Source organism: Stenotrophomonas sp. 78350_Sma, from assembly GCF_056482105.1.
Map to the genome: position 1 here is coordinate 3309802 of NZ_CM151182.1, position 19193 is coordinate 3328994.

At 62.5% G+C, this 19193-nt stretch carries 12 protein-coding genes; 8 read left to right on the forward strand and 4 right to left on the reverse strand.

All coding sequences use genetic code 11. The features are described 5' to 3' along the window. Positions 1-189: 189 nt before the first annotated feature. On the reverse strand, positions 190-657 hold the full coding sequence (locus tag ACZK4H_RS15470) for a hypothetical protein (protein ID WP_143567709.1): 468 nt from the start codon (positions 655-657) through the stop codon (positions 190-192). 141 nt (positions 658-798) lie between these two features. After that, complete coding sequence (locus ACZK4H_RS15475) at positions 799-1635, reverse strand: hypothetical protein (protein ID WP_143567711.1); 837 nt, start codon at positions 1633-1635, stop codon at positions 799-801. Positions 1636-2033: 398 nt separating this feature from the next. On the opposite strand from ACZK4H_RS15475, the gene ACZK4H_RS15480 reads away from it, so the two are divergent. The 3 genes from ACZK4H_RS15480 to ACZK4H_RS15490 are packed head-to-tail and all read left to right on the forward strand — an operon-like array spanning position 2034 to position 3307. Continuing rightward, positions 2034-2705, forward strand: a complete 672-nt coding sequence (locus ACZK4H_RS15480) for a dienelactone hydrolase family protein (RefSeq protein WP_099555058.1) — start codon at positions 2034-2036, stop codon at positions 2703-2705. Next, positions 2702-3124 (forward strand): HIT domain-containing protein, encoded by a 423-nt coding sequence (locus ACZK4H_RS15485; protein WP_010483023.1) that lies wholly within the window; start codon positions 2702-2704, stop codon positions 3122-3124. The genes ACZK4H_RS15480 and ACZK4H_RS15485 overlap by 4 nt, the downstream gene beginning before the upstream one ends. 15 nt (positions 3125-3139) lie before the next feature. Next, on the forward strand, positions 3140-3307 hold the full coding sequence (locus ACZK4H_RS15490) for a LiaI-LiaF-like domain-containing protein (protein WP_005418011.1): 168 nt from the start codon (positions 3140-3142) through the stop codon (positions 3305-3307). A gap of 98 nt (positions 3308-3405) precedes the next feature. Here ACZK4H_RS15490 and dcd read toward each other — a convergent pair whose 3' ends face one another. Further along, entirely contained in the window at positions 3406-3978 is a 573-nt protein-coding gene (gene dcd, locus ACZK4H_RS15495; RefSeq protein WP_005410499.1) for a dCTP deaminase, read from the reverse strand. A gap of 421 nt (positions 3979-4399) precedes the next feature. On the opposite strand from dcd, the gene ACZK4H_RS15500 reads away from it, so the two are divergent. Beyond that, on the forward strand, positions 4400-7372 hold the full coding sequence (locus ACZK4H_RS15500) for a TonB-dependent receptor (protein WP_099554974.1): 2973 nt from the start codon (positions 4400-4402) through the stop codon (positions 7370-7372). 72 nt (positions 7373-7444) lie between these two features. On the opposite strand, the gene apbC is transcribed toward ACZK4H_RS15500, so the two are convergent. Further along, the gene (apbC, locus tag ACZK4H_RS15505) at positions 7445-8299 is read right to left on the reverse strand and encodes an iron-sulfur cluster carrier protein ApbC (protein ID WP_099554976.1); all 855 of its coding nucleotides are present in this window, start codon (positions 8297-8299) and stop codon (positions 7445-7447) included. Between the two features lie 212 nt (positions 8300-8511). Between apbC and ACZK4H_RS15510 the strand changes: the two genes are divergently transcribed. From ACZK4H_RS15510 to ACZK4H_RS15525, 4 genes are all read left to right on the forward strand, one after another. Then, positions 8512-11319, forward strand: a complete 2808-nt coding sequence (locus ACZK4H_RS15510; protein WP_049433599.1) for a TonB-dependent receptor plug domain-containing protein — start codon at positions 8512-8514, stop codon at positions 11317-11319. 382 nt (positions 11320-11701) lie between these two features. After that, positions 11702-14650: a TonB-dependent receptor plug domain-containing protein gene (locus ACZK4H_RS15515; protein WP_099554978.1), complete on the forward strand. Its 2949-nt coding sequence runs from the start codon at positions 11702-11704 to the stop codon at positions 14648-14650. A 97-nt stretch (positions 14651-14747) separates the two neighbouring features. Next, positions 14748-16781: an alpha/beta hydrolase family protein gene (locus tag ACZK4H_RS15520; RefSeq protein ID WP_099554980.1), complete on the forward strand. Its 2034-nt coding sequence runs from the start codon at positions 14748-14750 to the stop codon at positions 16779-16781. Between the two features lie 170 nt (positions 16782-16951). Continuing rightward, complete coding sequence (locus ACZK4H_RS15525; protein ID WP_099555060.1) at positions 16952-19054, forward strand: M13 family metallopeptidase; 2103 nt, start codon at positions 16952-16954, stop codon at positions 19052-19054. Positions 19055-19193: the final 139 nt, after the last annotated feature.

Genomic DNA, 19193 nt, shown 5'->3' on the forward strand with positions numbered 1-19193 from the left:
GGATCACAGTCACCGATGATGAGGGTATGCCGGCACAGCTCGCCGTTGTGGATCATCGCGGCTGCGTGATTGCGACCGGTCCCGAAGTAGCAAAGGCCGCGTGGGCAGCGACGGTTGAGGCGTATCGAAACCACCTACGTGGCCATGGCCACCTGCGCGCCATACGGCGACCTGGCACACCCTAGCGCGTCAGGTCAATGTTTCCGTGAGAGAGTAGGTGCCGGGACCCACGAGAGTCCAGAATTCTTCTTTAACTAGCAGCGCGATCGCTTGATCAAGGACCGCTTCTTGTCTTGGATTCAGCCGCTGAGGAACTTCTACCATGTACTCCTGCAGCTCAAACAACGAGGTCGGGCGAATGGTCAGCATGTAGTTCTTGAGGTCGAAAACAACCTCAGCGACATTCTCCCAAATCGCTCCAGGGTAGACACGTTGCTCCCCTTCCTTAGTCAGCCGGTACTTCTTGTCGCACTCGGACAGCACCTGATCCGAGGCGATAGTCCTTAGAACGCCATCGACAATCCGGCTCTGAAATGGTGCTAGCCCAATCCCTCGGGTCGCATCAGCCGCAGTGAACTCCCTTTCTTGGTCGAACCGCTGAGCGGCCATCCATTCGTAGATCGGCCGAATCAATTTCCCAGGATCTACTGCATTCATCCTTGCCTCCCTCGTTCCTAAGTCTATCTCAGCGCGCGATTCTACGCCACGTGCGAATGTACCAGACAGCCTTCGGGCCGCCTCGAGGCAAGAAACATCCCTCTGCGTAGCGTGGAGCAACCGCTATCCTTGGCGGGCCGACTAAGGCCATAGGACCAAACCACTAGCACCGACTAGTCGTGGCGAGCACTTGTCCAAGTCAATGCCGTTTGTCTCCACAACCTCTATTGGCGAGAGTATCTCACCAGTCTTGGGATTAAAGCTCTTCAGAAGCAAGCTATCCCCGCGAACGTCTGCCACGAAACGATCTGCCAAGCAGAGACGGGAGTTGTAGCTGCGTTCCACTCTGTAGCCGAGTCCTGCAAAGACGACGGCCGTCCAGAACAACAACCCGATGGCTGCAAGAAACTTCCACGGAGAAAGGAACGCTACGGGCGCACGCTTCGACAACTGCTTTCCAGCTTGGATCTGCGGCACGCCTTGAACCTCTGTGTCGGCCTCATCCTTAGCAGCTCGTCCAATAGCACCTTTGGCACCGATGTCCGCAGATCTATTAGCATTAATCGCCGCAATACGCGCCGCTATATTCGTTCGTTCGACGCTGCGACGGACGACATCGACGACTGCGCTTGCTACAGCGAACGATACGAAGCCGACTAACATCGCAATCACGTCCTTCAAAAGAGTGGGAGGCCCACTTTTAATAAGAAATGAAGGGACTTCTTGAAGCCATAGCAGCACCGGAAGAGCCACAAAAACTGAGAGTGCTAGAAAAGCAGCCAGCAATCGCTTATCGAGCCTACCGTTCGCACTGTATCTCCACATCCAAAGCGTAAACCCCACCAATGTCACTGCCAGCGCACCGATGACGGCGCCACCGGCCAAAAGGCGATTCAGAGAAAGATCGATGAACTCCGGGGCAACCTTCAGAAAGTAATAGCGGCCGTTCTCATACGCGTATACACCGAGGAAAACCACGGCGGGCGCTACTGCCACTATGTATGCATCCCTTCGATGTAGATCCAAGCTTCCTGCTCCCTGTTTGGAGCCAGCAACTCTACACATTGACAAGCTCTTTCAGAAGTCACGACGATGCCCAATAAAGTCTATTTCAGACCACCTTCGGGCAGCCAAGGCTGACGAAGCCGACTTTGGGGTTCAGCTGGGACATGGAATCGCGGGACTCTGGGGGCTTGGGCCCCTGCCGTCGCGGCAGGGGTTCCTGGGGGCCGGGGCCTGAAAGGGCGCCGGTACGCCGGGGTTGGCGGCCGGGCTCTGAATGGCCAGCCGCCCGATCGCGCACAGCCGCTGACACCGTGCTAACCCACGCAACACCGACAATGCAGTCCTGTTCCCTGCAACTGAGGTAGATGACGATGGCCGAGTGGATCACCCTGGATACGCACCACGGCGCGGTACGGGCCTGGCAGGCACTCCCCGAGGGCACCCCGCGTGGCGGGCTGGTGGTGGTGCAGGAAATTTTCGGCGCCAACCCGCACATCCGCGGCGTAGCAGAGCGCTTCGCGGCCGAAGGCTACGCGGTGCTGGCGCCTTCGTTCTTCGACCTGGTCGATGGACCCGAGGCCGATCCGGATGCCCTGCCCTACGACGCCGACGGCGTGAAGCAGGGGCTGGAACGGGTAGCCGCGCTGGGCATGGAACGGGCGCTGGAAGTGGTCCGCGCGGCGGCCACCCGCCTGGCCCCCTACGGCAAGGTCGGCACCGTCGGCTACTGCTGGGGCGGTACGGTGGCGATGCTGTCCGCAGTGCGTCTGGGCCTCCCCTCTGTCAGCTACTACGGTGCGCGCAACGTCCAGTTCCTCGATGAGACGCCGAAGGCACCGGTGATCTTCCACTTCGGCGCCCAGGACCGGAGCATCCCTCCGGAGGCCGTCCAGGCCCACCGCGAGAAGCTGCCGCAGATGGCCACCTTCGTCTATCCGGCCGACCACGCCTTCAACCGGGAGGTCGGACATGCGTATGATCCAGACAGCGCCACCCTGGCGCTGCAACGCACCCTGGACTTCTTCTCGGAGCATCTTGGATGAGCGATTTCGAACTCGATTCACGCCTGGCCACCGATAGCGTGCTGGTGGCGGAAGGACCGTTGTCGCAAGTGCGGCTGATGAACGACGAACGATTCCCCTGGCTGGTGCTGGTACCGCGCCTGGCCGGGGTGACCGAGTGGATCGAGCTGGACGGCGAGCAGCAGGACAAGCTGCGCACCGAGCTCAACCGCGCCTGCAAGGCCCTGAAGGGCGCCGACGGGGTGGAGAAGATCAATATCGGTGCGCTGGGCAACATCGTGCGCCAGCTGCATTTCCATGTGATCGGCCGCCATGACGGCGACCCCGCGTGGCCGGGCCCGGTCTGGGGCAGCGGCCCCGCGCACCGCTACGAGCCGGGTGCGCTGGACCAGCATGTCGCCTACTGGAAGGAACGGCTAGGATATCCAGCCCAGTCCTGAGCGTTTGCCGACCCGATGCGATTCAACCTCGTTGCCGCCGTCCTGCTGATCCTGATCGGCCTGTTCATGCTCGCCAGCAACCTCGGCTGGACGCATCTGAACCTGTCCAAGCTGCTGTTGACCTGGTGGCCGGTGGCGCTGGTGGGTGTCGGCATCGCGATGCTGTTCGGTCGCGGGAAATAAGCTGGTGCCGGGCCATGCCCGGCGAGCGCAGCATGTGGCCGCACCCATGAAAACGCCGGGCATGCCCGGCGTTTTCTCGTCATGCGATGGCGCGCCGGTCAGGTCCGCGGCAGGGTCACGCCGGTCTGGCCCTGGTACTTGCCGCCGCGATCGCGGTATGAGGTCTCGCAGATGTCATCGGCGGCGGCCTGGAAGAACAGCATCTGCGCGACGCCCTCATTGGCATAGATGCGCGCCGGCAGCGGCGTGGTGTTGCTGAATTCCAGGGTGACGTGGCCTTCCCACTCCGGTTCCAGCGGGGTCACGTTGACGATGATGCCGCAGCGCGCATAGGTGCTCTTGCCCAGGCACACCACCAGGGTGTCGCGGGGAATGCGGAAGTACTCCACGGTGCGCGCCAGCGCGAAGCTGTTCGGCGGGATGATGCACTCATCGGCGGTGATGTCGACGAAGCTGCCCGAGTCGAAATGCTTGGGATCGACGATGGTTGAGTTGATGTTGGTGAACACCTTGAACTCACGCGAGCAGCGCACGTCGTAACCGTAGCTGGACGTGCCATAGCTGACGATGCGCTCGCCGTTGGCCTGCTTGACCTGCCCTGCCTCGAACGGCTCGATCATGCCGTGCTGCTCGGACATGCGGCGGATCCAACGGTCACTCTTGATGCTCATGCTCTGTCCTGTTGAACGAGGGGGAATGGGGCTGCGCCCGAGGCGGCGATTCTACAGGCGGCCTCCCTGTGGCGGCCATGCTTGTTCCTCGGCCCAGCGAGCCACTTCACGGCACCGCGCGCAAGATCGATGCCCCACAACCATGAATAACAAATGAGACTTATCGTCGCATTTCAGTTCAATTAGCATACACTTGTGTCACTTTCAATCATCTCATCAGACACGAAACAAACCGAAACAAAAAATAGAATTTCTTTTAATTCAACAACCTGAGAGCATTTTCCAGCGCCCAGCTATTCATGAGCGCCAGATGAACGTTGCACGAAGAAAAATTCATCGTTACGGTTTCATTCATCCTGAACAATTCGTTCAGGTCCGCTTGAATTGAACCGATTTCCCTCTGCAACCGCAAAGGAACACGATGAATCTGAACTTCAATGGACGCGCCCTGAAGCGCACCGCTCTCGCGGTCGTCCTGGGCGCCCTGGCCGGCACCAGCTATGCCCAGAGCACTGCTGGTGACATCGTCGGTACGGCATCCTCCGCCGACAAGGTCCAGGTCAAGAGCCTGGCCTCGGGTGCGACCCGCGAAACCAACGTCAGCAGCGACGGGCGCTTCCGCCTCTCCCAGCTGCCGACCGGCACCTATGAGGTGATCAGCTACAGCGGCGGCACCCAGGTAGGCAGCACCCGCGTCAATGTCGTCGCCGGTCAGACGGCCACGGCCACCTTTGCCGCTGGCAGCGCCACCTCGCTGGATACCGTCAATGTACGCGCGGCCGCCGTTGCTCCGATCGACCTGAGCAGCGTGGAAACCCGCACCACTTTCACCGCCGAGCAGCTCAACTCGCTGCCGGTTGGCCGCGATGTGACCAGCGTTTCGCTGCTGACGCCGGGCACCGTCTCCTCCAGCGGCTACTTCGGCCCGGCATCGTTCGGCGGTGCCTCGGCGGCAGAGAACAGCTACTACGTCAACGGCTTCAATGTCACCAACCTGTATGACAGCCTGTCCTTCTCGGAAATCCCCTACCAGGCGATCGACCAGCTGGACGTGCAGACCGGCGGCTATGGCGCGAAGTACGGCTTCTCCACCGGCGGCGTGACCAGCGTCAATGTCAAGCGCGGCACCAATGAATGGAAGGGCGGTTTCTCGTGGACCGGTGCGCCATCGTGGGGGCGTGACCACCTCCCGAACTCGCACCGCAATGACGGCGAGATCTTCCGCGATTACAGCCAGGCCGACAGCTCCTCCAACGTCTACTCGGCCTGGGCCGGTGGTCCACTGATCGAAGACAAGCTGTTCGTGTTCGCCATGGGCCAGTTCAGCAACTCCAAGAGCTCGGTCTATGGCGGGCGCTCGGAGTACACCGACGCTGCCACCGGCGGCACCTCGTACGACTACCAGGTCAAGACGCCCTACTGGCTGCTGAAGGTCGACTGGTACCTCAACGAGAACAACCACCTGGAATACACCGGGTTCGACAATGGCAACCGCTATACCTACGACTACTACAACAATGTCTATGACGTGGAAGCCGAACGTTCCAACCGGACCAGCTACAAGGGTCAGCTGATCGGCAAGCGCGGCGGCCAGACCGACATCTTCAAGTGGACCAGCTACCTCACCGACAACCTGACCGCCTCGCTGCAGTACGGCCAGATGCGCAATACGGCCTCAGAGTTCACCGTCGACCGCAATGGCGTGATGAGCTACTACAACGGCGACGTCCACTCCCCGGACGGTGCCTGCCCGTACGTCGTCTACAACGGCAACCCGATCGGTTGCTCGGTCGCCTCGTCGGTCGACATGATGGGCGGCAAGAACGAGCGCAAGGGCGGCAAACTGGACTTCGAATGGCAGCTCGGCAACCACCGCCTGGCATTCGGCTACAGCGACGAGAAATGGGAATCCACCCAGGGCACGGCTTACTCTTCCGGCGCCTACTGGGTCGTTCGCCCGACGCGCGCGCGCCCTGACGCATACCGGATCAACTACCGCACTGGCGGCAGCGTCAGCATCGACCAGAAGTCGTGGTATGTGCAGGACAACTGGCAGATCACGGACAACTTCATGCTCTACCTGGGCATGCGCAATGATTCGTTCAACAACAAGAACACCGACGGCGTGAGCTTCGTCAAGCAGGACGACATCTGGCAGCCGCGTCTGGGCTTCTCGTGGGATGTCACCGGCGACGGCCGCAGCAAGCTGTTCGGTTCACTGGGCCGCTACTCGCTGCCGGTCGCGGCGAACGTCTCCCTGCGCGCCGCCAGCCCGTCGTACTACACCGTCGATTACTACGATTACCTGGGTTCCTACGACCCGGTTTCGGGCAAGCCCAATGTCGCCGCAACGCCTTACAACAGCCTGGTGTACAACGGCGAGAACGGCTCGACTCCGGACCCCAAGGCCGTCGCCAGCCGTGGCCTGAAGCCGTACACGCAGGATGAAGCCATCCTGGGCTACCAGTACCAGCTGTCCAGCGCCAATGATTTCTTCAATGACTGGACGGTCGGCATCAAGGCCACCTACCGCAAGATCCACAACGTCATCGACGATACCTGCGACTCCCGCGCCATCTACAACGCCGCCGTGGCCGCCGGCTACGACGTATCGAGCTGGGACAGCGAATGGAGCGTGCCGGGCAGTCTGCCGGGCTGCTACCTGTTCAATCCGGGCCAGGATCTGAACATCTCCCTGGATGTCAACGGCGATGGCACTCCGGAAGACATCCACGTGCCGGGCAACGTGCTGGGGCCGAAGGCCAAGCGCACGTACAAGGCACTGACACTCAGCGCGGACAAGCGCACCGATCGCTGGTACGCCAGCCTGTCGTATACCTGGTCCAAGCTCGATGGCAACTATGAAGGCCTGGTCAAGAGCGCCAATGGCCAGGACGATACCGGCACCACGTCGGACTTCGACTTCGCCGAGATCATGTACGGCGCGGACGGCTACCTGTTCAATGACCACCGTCATTCGATCAAGCTGTTCGGTTCGTATGATTTCACGCCCGAGTGGCAGCTGGGCCTGAACATCCAGGCACAGTCCGGCTCCCCGATCAGCTGCTTCGGCGGCGGTACCGGCACATTTGACACCGAATACGGCTACGGCGCTGCCTTCCACTACTGCAATGGCCAGTTGTCGCCGCAGGGCACCACCGGTCGCACGCCGTGGACGCTGAATGTCAGCCCGAGCCTGACCTATCGTCCAAACTGGCTGTCGGGCCTGAGCATCCAGGCATCGGTGCTCAATGCCTTCAACAGCATCAAGCCGTTGCAGGTCTATGAGGTGACCCGCGACGAAGACTACGACCGCACCTACAACAACGTGGGCGTGGGCAAGTACTACACCACTCCGCGCTATGTCCGCTTCCAGGTCCAGTACGACTGGTAAGCCGTTCCCTCTCCAGGAACGCCTCTGATTGCCGCCGGCCTCGCGCCGGCGGCTTTTTCTTTGCGGCCGCGGTCAGAGCAACGACGACAGGATCGGGATCGATGCCCGCGGGCGCTTGCCCACTTCCTCGATCAGGCGCTGCGCGGCATGGCGGTACGCCTGGGCCGGTATCGAATCGGGCTGCGCCACGGTGATCGGGGTACCGCTATCGCCCTGCTCGCGGATGCCGATCTGCAGCGGCAACGAACCCAGCAGCGGTACGCCGTACTGGGCCGCCATGCGCTCGCCGCCGCCTTCACCGAACAGGTGCTCGACATGCCCGCAGTTGCTGCAGGTATGCACCGCCATGTTCTCGACGATGCCCAGCACCGGCACCTCGACCTTCTCGAACATCTTCAGCGCCTTCTTTGCATCCAGCGTGGCGATGTCCTGCGGCGTGGTGACGATCACCGCACCGGCCAGCGGGATCTTCTGGGTCAGGGTCAGCTGGATGTCACCGGTGCCTGGCGGCAGATCGATCAGCAGGAAATCCAGATCGTCCCACAGGGTGTCGTTGAACAGCTGGGTCATTGCCGAGGTGGCCATCGGCCCACGCCAGATCATCGGCGTGTCCTCTTCGATCAGATAGCCGATCGACATGGTGTCCACACCGAACGCGCGCAGCGGTTCGATGCTCTTGTTGTCGGGACTTTCCGGGCGACCGGACAAGCCCAGCATGGCGGGCACGCTGGGGCCGTAGATGTCCGCGTCCAGCACGCCAACACGTGCGCCCAGCTGCTGCAGCGCGACGGCCAGATTGACCGCCGTGGTCGACTTGCCCACACCGCCCTTGCCCGAGCCGACCGCGATGACATTGCGGATGCGGGCATGTGGCGTCAGTCCCTTCTGGACCTGGCTGGCATGGGGGCGGCGGGGGGAACTGTTCACAACGGGCACCAGCTGTATCAGGGGGAATAACCCAACATCATACAAGCTGGACGTAGCCTGACTGAAATTCAGGATTGCTACAGATTCGTGCACAGATTGTTAAGTTCATGTTACGTTCCTGAAGCACTGTTTTGGGCTGCGAAGCTGGTTCCCAGCGCGCACGATGGCGCATGCGCAGTGCCGTTTTTGTTTTTGCTCTCTATTGGAACTACATGAAATACGTAAGCAACACCGCACGTCGCAACACGCTCGCTGTCGCCCTGATTTCCGCCCTGATGGCCGCCGCCCCGGCAATGGCCCAGGACAAGGCGACCAACCTGGACAAGATCACCGTCACCGGTTCGCTGATCCCGCAGACCCAGGTTGAAACCCAGACCCCGGTGATGTCCATCACCGCCGAAGACATCCAGACCCGCGGCTTCAGCAGCGTTGCTGAAGTGCTGCAGCAGTCGTCGCTGACCACCGGCGGCCTGCAGGGCGGCCAGACCTCGGGTTCGTTCACGCAGGGCGCTGAAGCAGCCGGCATGTTCGGCCTGAACCCGGGTTACACCAAGTACCTGATCAACGGCCGCCCGATGCTCTCGTATCCGGCGCTGTACAACGGTAGCGACACCTTCAACAACATCAGCGGCATTCCGATCGACATCGTCGAGCGCATCGAAGTGCTGCCGGGTGGCCAGTCCTCGCTGTACGGCTCGGACGCGATCGCCGGTGTGGTCAACATCATCCTGAAGGAGCGCATGGACGGCGGTACGATGACCGTCCGTGGCGGCACCTACACCGAAGGCGGCGGCAGCAACATCCGCTTCAGCGCAGCCAAGGGCTTCAACGCGTTCGACGACCGCTTCCACGCGCTGGTCAACGTGCAGATCGAGAACGGCAGCCCGATCTGGGGCTACCAGCGTGACATCACCAAGCAGAACAACCCGGTCGGCTACACCGCGCAGGTGCCGTCGAACGACTTCGCCGTCATCACCAATGCAGACAACAAGCTGCTGATGATGGACCCGAGCCGCTGCGCCAACGTGGCAGGCCTGTACGACGGCACCACCGTCGTCGGCAAGCGCGCGTCGGGCGAGTCCTGCGGTTCGGTGTACAGCGCCGGCTACAAGACCCTGAAGAACGGCAAGAACAGCGGCCAGTTCTACTCGTCGATGACCTTCGACGTGAACGACAACTTCCAGCTGTTCGCCGACGTGCTGTACAGCAAGGAAAAGACCGAGTTCACCTCCGGCTCCAGCGCCCTGTGGTGGGGCACGAAGTCGGTCATGGGCGGCTTCTACGACCAGGGCGCCGGCAAGGTCGTGAACCTGCAGCGCGCCTTCGCGCCGGAGGAGATCGGCGCGGGCGACTACAACAACATCCTGAACTCCGATGAGAGCCGCGCCTACCAGGTCACCCTGGGCGGCAAGGGCATGGTCGGCGACTGGGATTACAGCGCCAGCTTCACCCGTGGCGAGTACCGCCTGGACCAGAACCGCTTCGTGCGCTGGAAGGACAAGATCGAGGACTTCTTCGGCCAGACCGTGCTGGGCCCGCGCCTGGGCACCTACACCGACCCGAAGGACCCGACCGCCACGTTCGGCATCTACAACCCGAACTACGCTGCCTTCTACTCGCCGATCACCCCGGACCAGTTCGCCAGCTTCACCGGCTACGGTACCCACCGCAGCAAGACCTGGCAGAACCTGGGTCGCGTGCAGGTGACCAACGGCTCGCTGTTCAGCCTGCCGGGCGGTGACGCCGGCCTGGCCGTCGTGCTGGAAGGTGGCAGCGAAGGTTGGGACTACTCGCCGGACCAGGCCTTCGTCGACGGCAACGTGTGGGGCACCACCGCCGTCGCCGGTGCCGGCCACCGCAGCAACTACGCGGTCACCAGCGAACTGCGCATGCCGCTGCTGGAGAAGCTGACCGTCAGCGCCTCGGGCCGTTATGACGCGTTCAAGATCGCCGACAAGACCGTCGACAAGGCTACTTACAGCATCGGTCTGGAATTCCGTCCGATCGAGAGCCTGCTGCTGCGCGGCAAGTACGGCACCGCCTTCCGTGCACCGACCCTGTCCGATGCCTTCCAGGGCATGAGCGGCTCGTACTCGTCCGGCCAGAACGACTACTACCGCTGCAGCCAGCTGGGCTACGGCCTGCGTGACGAGGCCTGCTCGTTCTACAAGAACACCTCGGTGTACAGCGAAAAGTCCGGCAATCCGGACCTGAAGCCGATCACCGCCGACGTGTGGAGCGCAGGCGTGGTGTGGGCCCCTGTGAGCAACTTCTCGCTGTCGGCCGACTACTACAACTGGAAGATCAAGAACGAGGTCAAGACCCTGAGCACCGACCAGCTGCTGCTGGCCGAGTACCAGTGCCACAACGGCCTGCCGAACAACACCTCGGCCAGCTGCCAGAACGTCACCGACTGGGTGTCGCGCGATGCCGGCGGCAACCTGACCCGCGTGTACACGCCGAAGCTCAACGTCGCCAGCCAGAACCTGGAAGCGGTGACGGTGGCGGCCAAGTACCAGCAGGATATCGGTCGCTTCGGCTCGCTGATGTTCTCCGGCAACTACACCAACATGCTGAAGCGTGAAGTGCAGCCGATGCCGGGCGCCGCCAAGCTCGACCTGCTGAGCGATCCGTACAACATGTGGTACTACGACAACTTCGCCAAGGTCCGTGGCGATCTGTCGGTGGCCTGGAACATCGCCAAGTTCACCACCACCGTGTACGCCAACTACGTCGGCAGCACTCCGAACTACCTGGCCTACACCGGCCGCAGCTACGGCTACGTCCACTCGTCCGGCGCCAAGGCCGGCAAGTGGGGTTCGTACACCACGTACAACCTGAGCATGAACTACCAGGCACAGGACGATCTGGTCCTGTCGCTGATGGTCAACAACGTGTTCAACAAGCTGCCGGAAGGCCAGCGCTACAACTACCCGGGCAACGAATCGACCCCGTTCAATGACGGCTTCTACAGCGTCTACGGCCGCCAGATCTCGGCCCAGGTCAAGTACAACTTCTGATCCCGTCGTTTTCCGGACTTCGTGTCTGGACCAGGCCCCGCTTCGGCGGGGCCTTTTTTTTGGGGACGGGCTCCGATCGCCCGTCCATTCAGCATCCAGACACCATCGAGCGTATCAATAAAATTTATTGAAAATCAAATAGATATAACAAAGACAGGCGAATTTCCCGGGGGCGGAAAGCGTCTTTGCAAAAATTTGATGACTGCGCAATGAACGTTTGACAGGCTCGGTTAATGTCATGTTAATCTCGAGTTACCGGCCCGTGAAGCCGGTGCAACCGGGGGCAGAACCACTGCCAACACCGGGCAAGGGGCACACGGAGACGCCCGCAAGGCAATGTCCCCGGTGTACGACGCAATCATTGGATTCAAGGGGATTTCAGATGATCAATCGCAAGTCGCTCGGCAGGCATCCGCTGAGCTTTGCCCTCGCTTCTGCCGTGCTGCTCATCGCAGCCGCTCCGGCATTCGCCCAGGACGCGGGTTCGACGCAGACGGCACAAGACACACCGAAAGAAACACCGAAGTCCAAGGCGACCAACCTGGACACGGTGACCGTCACCGGTTCGCGCATCAGCCGCGACGTGTTCAACTCGGTTTCGCCGGTGCAGGTCGTAACCCGTGAGGAAACCACCCTGGCGGGCTTCAACTCGACCGCCGCCGCGCTGCAGAGCAACAGCGTCACTGCCGGCAGCGCACAGATCAACAACTCCTTCGGTGGCTATGTCACCAATGGCGGCCCGGGTGCCAATACCCTGTCGCTGCGTGGCCTGGGCGCCACCCGTACTCTGATCCTGCTCAACGGCCGCCGCGTTGCACCGGCAGGCTCGCGCGGCTCGGTCGGCTCGGCCGACCTGAACGTGCTGCCCAGCGCGATGGTCGACCGCGTGGAAATCCTGAAGGACGGTGCTTCGTCCATCTACGGTTCGGACGCTGTGGCCGGCGTTGTCAACATCATCACCCGCAAGAACGTGGACGGTGTTGAGGCCGAGTTCCAGCACAACGCCACCGAGAGCGGTGGCGGTGACGAAACCCGATACTCGATCGTGTTCGGCAGCACCGGCGAACGCTCGCACTTCTCCGGCTCATACGAGCACTACCGCCGCAATGAAATGACCGTGGGTGATCGCAGCTGGGCCAGCTGTCCGACCGACAACCTGCGCGACATGACCGTGGGCAACTACTTCGGTAGCGGCGACTACATCGATCCGACCACCGGCAAGTCGAAGTGCTTCACGCTCGATTCCGGCGGCGTGACCATCAATACCCTGGGCACCGCCACCTTTGGTGGGTTCAACCGCTGGCGTCCGAATCCCGCCGTCACCACCGGCCGCCTGCCGGGCTATGAGTCTGTCGGCTACTACGACCGCGACACCTTCGATCCAGGCCTGCTGAAGGAATCGCTGGTGTCCCCGGCCACCACCCACACTCTGTTCTTCCAGGGTGGCGTGGATCTGGGCGTGATGGGAGATGCCGAGTTCTACTACGAGTTCCTCGGCAACAAGCGCGACTCCACCCAGACCGGCTACCGCCAGCTGTCCTATGACTACTCGGTCGGCAATCCGCTGCTCGGTGACCTGGCCAACCTGCCGGCCTTCGCCCTGCCGACGGAAACGTCCAATGGCAAGAACGTGTCGGCCCGCACCTTCATCGGCTTCGGCAACGACCGCAGCAAGCAGTCGGTGGACTTCTTCCGTGCCACCGCCGGCGTGCGCGGCCGGCTCGGTTCGGAGTGGAACTATGACTTCATGGTCAGCCATGCCGACTCCGATGCGGACTACACCTTCAACACGTTCCTGACTGATCGCCTGGCACAGAGCCTGAACGTGGTGTCCGACGGCGCCGGTGGCTTCAGGTGCGTGGACCCGGCCAACGGCTGCGTTGCCGCACCGATGCTCAACGCGCAGACGCTGGCCGGCAAACTGCCGTACGAGTGGAAGAACTTCGTCTACACCCCGGTCACCGGCAACACCAGTTACAAGGAATCGACCGCGAACCTGAACGTCAATGGTCCGTTGTTCGACCTGCCGGGCGGTACCGCCGCCGGCGCCTTCGGTGTCGAATACCGCAAGGCCAAGATCGACGATACCCCGAGCATCCACTCGATCAACCGCAACCTGTACAACCTGACCAGCTCCGACCCGACCCGCGGCAGCGATTCGGTGTGGGAAGCCTACGGCGAAATCGAGCTGCCGCTGCTGTCCGGCGTCACCGCTGCCGAGGAACTGACCTTCAACGCCTCGGCCCGATACACCGACTACAAGTCGTATGGTTCGGACACCACCTGGAAGCTGGGTGGCCTGTGGACGCCGGTCAAGTGGCTGTCGCTGCGTGCCTCCTACGGCACCTCGTACCGTGCCCCGGCGCTGTTCGAACAGTTCCTGGGCGCCACCAGCGGCTTCCTGAACGCTTCCAGCGATCCCTGCAATAACTACGGGTCGCGCAATCCGACCAGCCCGCGTTACATCAACTGCGCGTCCCAGGGCCTGCCCACCAGCTTCACCGCGACCAACTCGGTACGTGTGGACTCCATCGGTGGTGGCCTGGTCGGTGCCAACCTGAAGGCCGAAACCTCCGACGCGTTCACCGTCGGCCTGGTGTTGCAGCCGGAGTTCGGCAGCGGCTTCGGTGATCTGTCCTTCGCCGTCGATTACTACGACATCGAAGTGGAGAACGGCGTTGCCCAGATGGGTGCCACCTACATCCTGAGCACCTGCTACAACGGCACCACCGGCGACTTCGCCGCCAACAATGGTCTGTGCCGCCTGATCAGCCGTTCGCCCAACAACACCCTGACCGTCCAGAACGGCTATGCCAACCTGGCCACCGACAAGGTGCGCGGTCTGGACTTCACCACCCGCTACGTTCGCGACATCGGTCCGGGCGAATTCCGCGCCAACGTGCAGGTCTCGCGGTTCCTGGAGCAGTCCGGCAAGGTGTTCGAGGACGATCCGCTGGTTGACGCCAACGGCCGGATCAACAACCCGAAGTTCACCGGCCAGCTGGACCTGACCTACAAGTTCAAGGAATGGCGTGTGCGCTATGGCATGAACTGGGTGGACAACATGTCCAGCTATGCGTACTACGAGGAAGATCCCGCAACCTCGGCGTACAAGCTGGCCGTGCCGAACTACATCACCCAGGACTTCTCGGTTCAGTACACCGCCGACAAGTGGCAGGCCACCGCTGGCGTGCGCAACTTCGCTGACAAGGAACCGCCGACCATCAGCCCGGGTGCCGGCATCTACAACACCATCGGCAATGCCCCGCTGTACAGTGGCTACGACTACTTCGGCCGTACGTTCTTCGTGAACCTCAGCAAGAAGTTCTAAGCCTGCACCACCAGCCGCCGCCCTTCCGGGCGGCGGCTGTATTTTGGGGTGGGTGCAACGCCCACTCTCCCATCGCTCGGATACAGTGAGACGTAGCATGAAGCACTATCTGCTGCTGGCCGCGCTGGCCGTCGCCGCGCCGCTGCACCTCCATGCCAAGCCGACGGTCCCCACGATCGAACAGCTGGCCGCCTTCCCGGACATATCAAGTCTTTCCGTGTCTCCAGACGGTACTCAGATCGCCGGGCTTCAAGCCCGCGGCGAAGATCGCGTGATCCTGGTCTGGAAGACCGACAACCTCAGCGCAGCGCCTACCACGATCGGCGCAGGCCGCATGAAGTTCCAGAGCGTGAGTTTCATCAAGGACGGACTGCTGGCAGTCACCCTCTGGCAGCCATTCGACCTGCGCACCGACCGGGTCAACAAGACGTTCATCAGCAAGTTCTTCATCACTGATACCGAAGGCAAGCAGTGGAAGGAACCGATCAGCGTTCCACGTGCCACCAGCCGCAATGAAGAACTGGAGCAGGCACTGTCCAATGCCACGGTGCTGGACACGCTGCCCAACGACCCGGATCACATCCTGGTGGTCAACGGCTCGGGCAGCAACTCGGGAGACGTCTACAAGGTCAACCTGCGCAGCTTCACATCCCAGCGCATCCAGAAGACCGAAGAACGCGTCGCCGGTTACCTCACCGACCTGAACAGCGAACTGCGCGCACGCCTGCGCCAGGACGTGGACGGTACCGGTGCCTACGTCGCCACCGAATTCCGCAACCCGGCCACCAACGCGTGGGAAGAACACTTCCGCTCGCACGTGAAGGACCGCGACATCACCCAGGTCGTCGGTTTCGCCGATGACCCGAACATCGCCTTCATCCAGAGCAACGTCGGCCGCGACAAGACCATCATCTACGAGTACGACATCACTGCGCGCAAACAGCGGGAAGTGCTGTTCGAACACAAATTCTTCAATGCGGGTTCGGTTCATGTGAACCGCTACAAGGATGTGGAGGGCGTGCCGTTCGGCGCACTGCTTGGCGTGACCTACAGTGGCCCTCGCGAGAACGAAGTTGAGTGGACCCATCCGGTATTCAAGGGCCTCAACCAAGGCGTGCGCCAGGCTCTGGGCATCCAGTCCAGCGACGTCACCTTGGTCGATCCCGCGACGGGCCAGCGCGCGACCACCCAGGCCGACACAGGCCGTGCGGTGCGTGTCGTTGACTACAGCAAGGACCTGAAGACCTTCGTGCTGGCCGTCTCTGGACCGGCCAATCCGCCTGAGTACCACCTGCTGCGCAACGGCAAGCTGACCCTGCTGGCCAAGTCCTATCCAAAGATTGATCCGGCTGCGCTGGGCGATACCAGGCTGGTCTATTACAAGGCCCGCGATGGGCTGGATATTCCGGCGTTCCTGACCACACCGAACACCGAACTGTGCGGTGCTGGCCCGTGGAAGGCGGTGGTGCATCCGCACGGCGGCCCATGGGCGCGCGACGGCATGGACTTCGATGGCTCGATGTGGGTGCCGCTGATGGCATCGCGCTGCATGGCGGTCCTGCGCCCACAGTTCCGCGGTTCGGCCGACTGGAGCCGCAAGCTGTGGATGGCCGGTGACGCCGAATGGGGCCAGAAGATGCAGGACGACAAGGATGATGGCGCCAAGTGGATGATCGACCAGAAGATCGCCCAGCCCGGCCACATCGCCATGTTCGGCTTCTCCTATGGCGGCTACTCAGCGTTTGCGGCCTCGGTCCGCCCGAACGGCCTGTACAAGTGCGCGATTGCCGGCGCCGGCGTCTCGGACATCAAGAAGATCTGGGCGCGTTTCTATACCAATCCGTTCTTCCGCCAAGCGCAGTCGAAGACCGTGGACGGCCTGAACCCGCTGGACAAGGCGGGAGAGATGAAGATTCCGCTGATGGTCTACCACGGTGACCGCGATCGTACGGTTCCCATCGAGCAGTCGGAGTGGTTCGTGAACAAGGCCAAGGGCTCGGGGCAGCCGGTCGAGTTCCACGCCATCGCCGACTATGCGCATGGGCCGGCCTGGACCCGCGCGATCATGGGTGACCAGCTCAGGTTGATCGACGACTACCTGGGCAAGGGCTGCGGCGGCGGCGGCCTGTAATCGATGCGTTACCCACGCAAGGGCGCCCCACCGGGCGCCCTTGCTCGTTCTGGCCCTTGCGCCCGGCCATGACCTTCGACACCCTTGCAGGGCAGGCCGGCGGCGTATCGTTCGGCCCACGGCCGTCCCTGCGGCCCTTCCCTGACTCACTCGGCCTGGAGGCCATCAAAGTGACCCGTACTCCCAAGATCGTGCTGCTGACCCTGGCCGTTTCGGCCGCGCTGGTTGGCTGCGGCAAGAACGAAACCCCGGCCAAGGACGCCACCGCCTCCACGCCGGCTGCCGCCGAAGCCACCCAGTACACCCTGGACGAGAGCAAGCTGCCGGCCTACAACGCCTTCCAGCCCAGCGACCTCGATACCAGCAAGGACGCCTGTGGCGCCTTCGGCGACTACGTCAACAGCAAGTGGCTGGCCGCCAATGAAATCCCGGGCGACCGCACCAGCTGGGGCGCCTTCACCATCCTCGACGAGCGTTCGGTGGCCGTGCAGCACCAGCTGGCCGAACAGGTGGCGCAGGTGAAGACCCCGAACCACATCGAGAAGATCGTCGGCGACCTGTGGGCCACCGGCATGGACGAGGCCAAGATCAACGCCCAGGGCATCGAGCCGCTGAAGGCCGACCTGACCGCGATCGATGGCCTGCAGGACAAGGCGGCCATTGCCAACTACCTGCGCACCAGCGCAGCCAAGGGTGACAACGTCCTGTTCGGCTTCGGCGCTGAAGCCGACTTCAAGAACTCGGCCGTGAACCTGGCCTACGCCAGCCAGGGCGGCCTGGGCCTGCCGGACAGCACCTACTACACCGACGCCAAGAACGCCGACAAGCTGAAGGCCTACCAGGCGCACGTCGCCAAGGTGCTGGAGCTGTCCGGCGTCGCCGCTGCCGACGCTGCCAAGCAGGCCGAGGACGTGGTCAAGTTCGAGACCCGCCTGGCCAAGGCCTCCAAGTCGCGCGTCGAACTGTCGCGCAACGTCGAGCTGTACTACAACCCGGTCACCCTGGCCGACGCCGACAAGCTGACCCCGAACTTCAGCTGGACCGAGTTCTTCAAGTCGCAGGGCGTGGCCACACCGGAGAAGTTCTCGCTGGCCATGCCGGCCTTCCATGAGGAAGTGAGCAAGGCGCTGGGCGACACCGATCCGTCGGTGTGGCGTGCCTACCTGCGCTTCCACACCGTGGACAGTGCCTCGCCGTACCTGGCCGACGCCTTCGTGCAGGAGAACTACGAGTTCTACGGCAAGACCCTCAACGGCCAGAAGGAACAGAAGCCGCGCTGGAAGCGCGTGCTGGGCACCATTGAAAACGACGCCGGTGAAGCCTTCGGCCAACTGTACGTGAAGGTGGCCTTCTCGCCCGAAGCCAAGGCCAAGATGGAAGAGCTGGTGAAGAACCTGGCCGCCTCGCTGAAGGAACGCATCCAGGGCCTGAGCTGGATGAGCGATGAGACCAAGGCCAAGGCCATCGCCAAGTGGGAAACCTTCACCCCGAAGATCGGCTACCCGGACAAGTGGCGTGACTGGTCGGGCCTGCAGACCCAGCGCGACAGCTTCCTGGGCAACGTGCGCGCGGCCAACGAGTTCAACTACAAGTTCAACCTGTCCAAGATCGGCAAGCCGGTGGACAAGACCGAGTGGGGCATGACCCCGCAGACGGTCAACGCCTACTACAACCCGCTGCAGAACGAGATCGTGTTCCCGGCCGCCATCCTGCAGCCGCCGTTCTTCGATCCGAAGGCCGACGACGCGCTGAACTACGGCGGCATCGGCGCGGTGATCGGCCACGAAATGACCCACGGTTACGACGACCAGGGCGCACGTTTCGGGCCGACCGGCAACATGGAAGACTGGTGGACCGCCGCTGACAAGAAGAACTTCGAAGGCCTGACCGGCAAGCTGGTCAAGCAGTTCGACCAGTACAAGGTCGACGGCCAGGCGGTGAACGGCCACCTGACCCTGGGCGAGAACATCGCGGACCTGGGCGGCCTGGCCACTGCTTACGACGCACTGCAGAAGGCCAGCGCAGGCAAGGAAGACGCGAAGGTGGACGGCTTCACCCGCGACCAGCGCTTCTTCTTCAACTGGGCCACCGTGTGGCGTACCAAGTACACCCCGGAGAACGCCAAGGTCCGCCTGGCGACCGACCCGCACGCCCCGGCGCAGTTCCGCGCCATGGGTGCGCCGTCGAACCTGCCGACCTTCGCGGCCGCCTTCCAGTGCAAGGCCGGTTCGCCGATGGCCCGCAGCGGCGACCAGCAGGTGGTGATCTGGTAAGCCACGGCTGACGCTGTTGCAGACCTGCAGAGGCCCGGGAATTCCCGGGCCTTTGTTTTTGGCGGTGAATGTCGTCCACGCATGGCGTGGATCTACTGATCCCGGCGCTCCCCGGTCGCTGCCGACCTTGGTCGGCGAA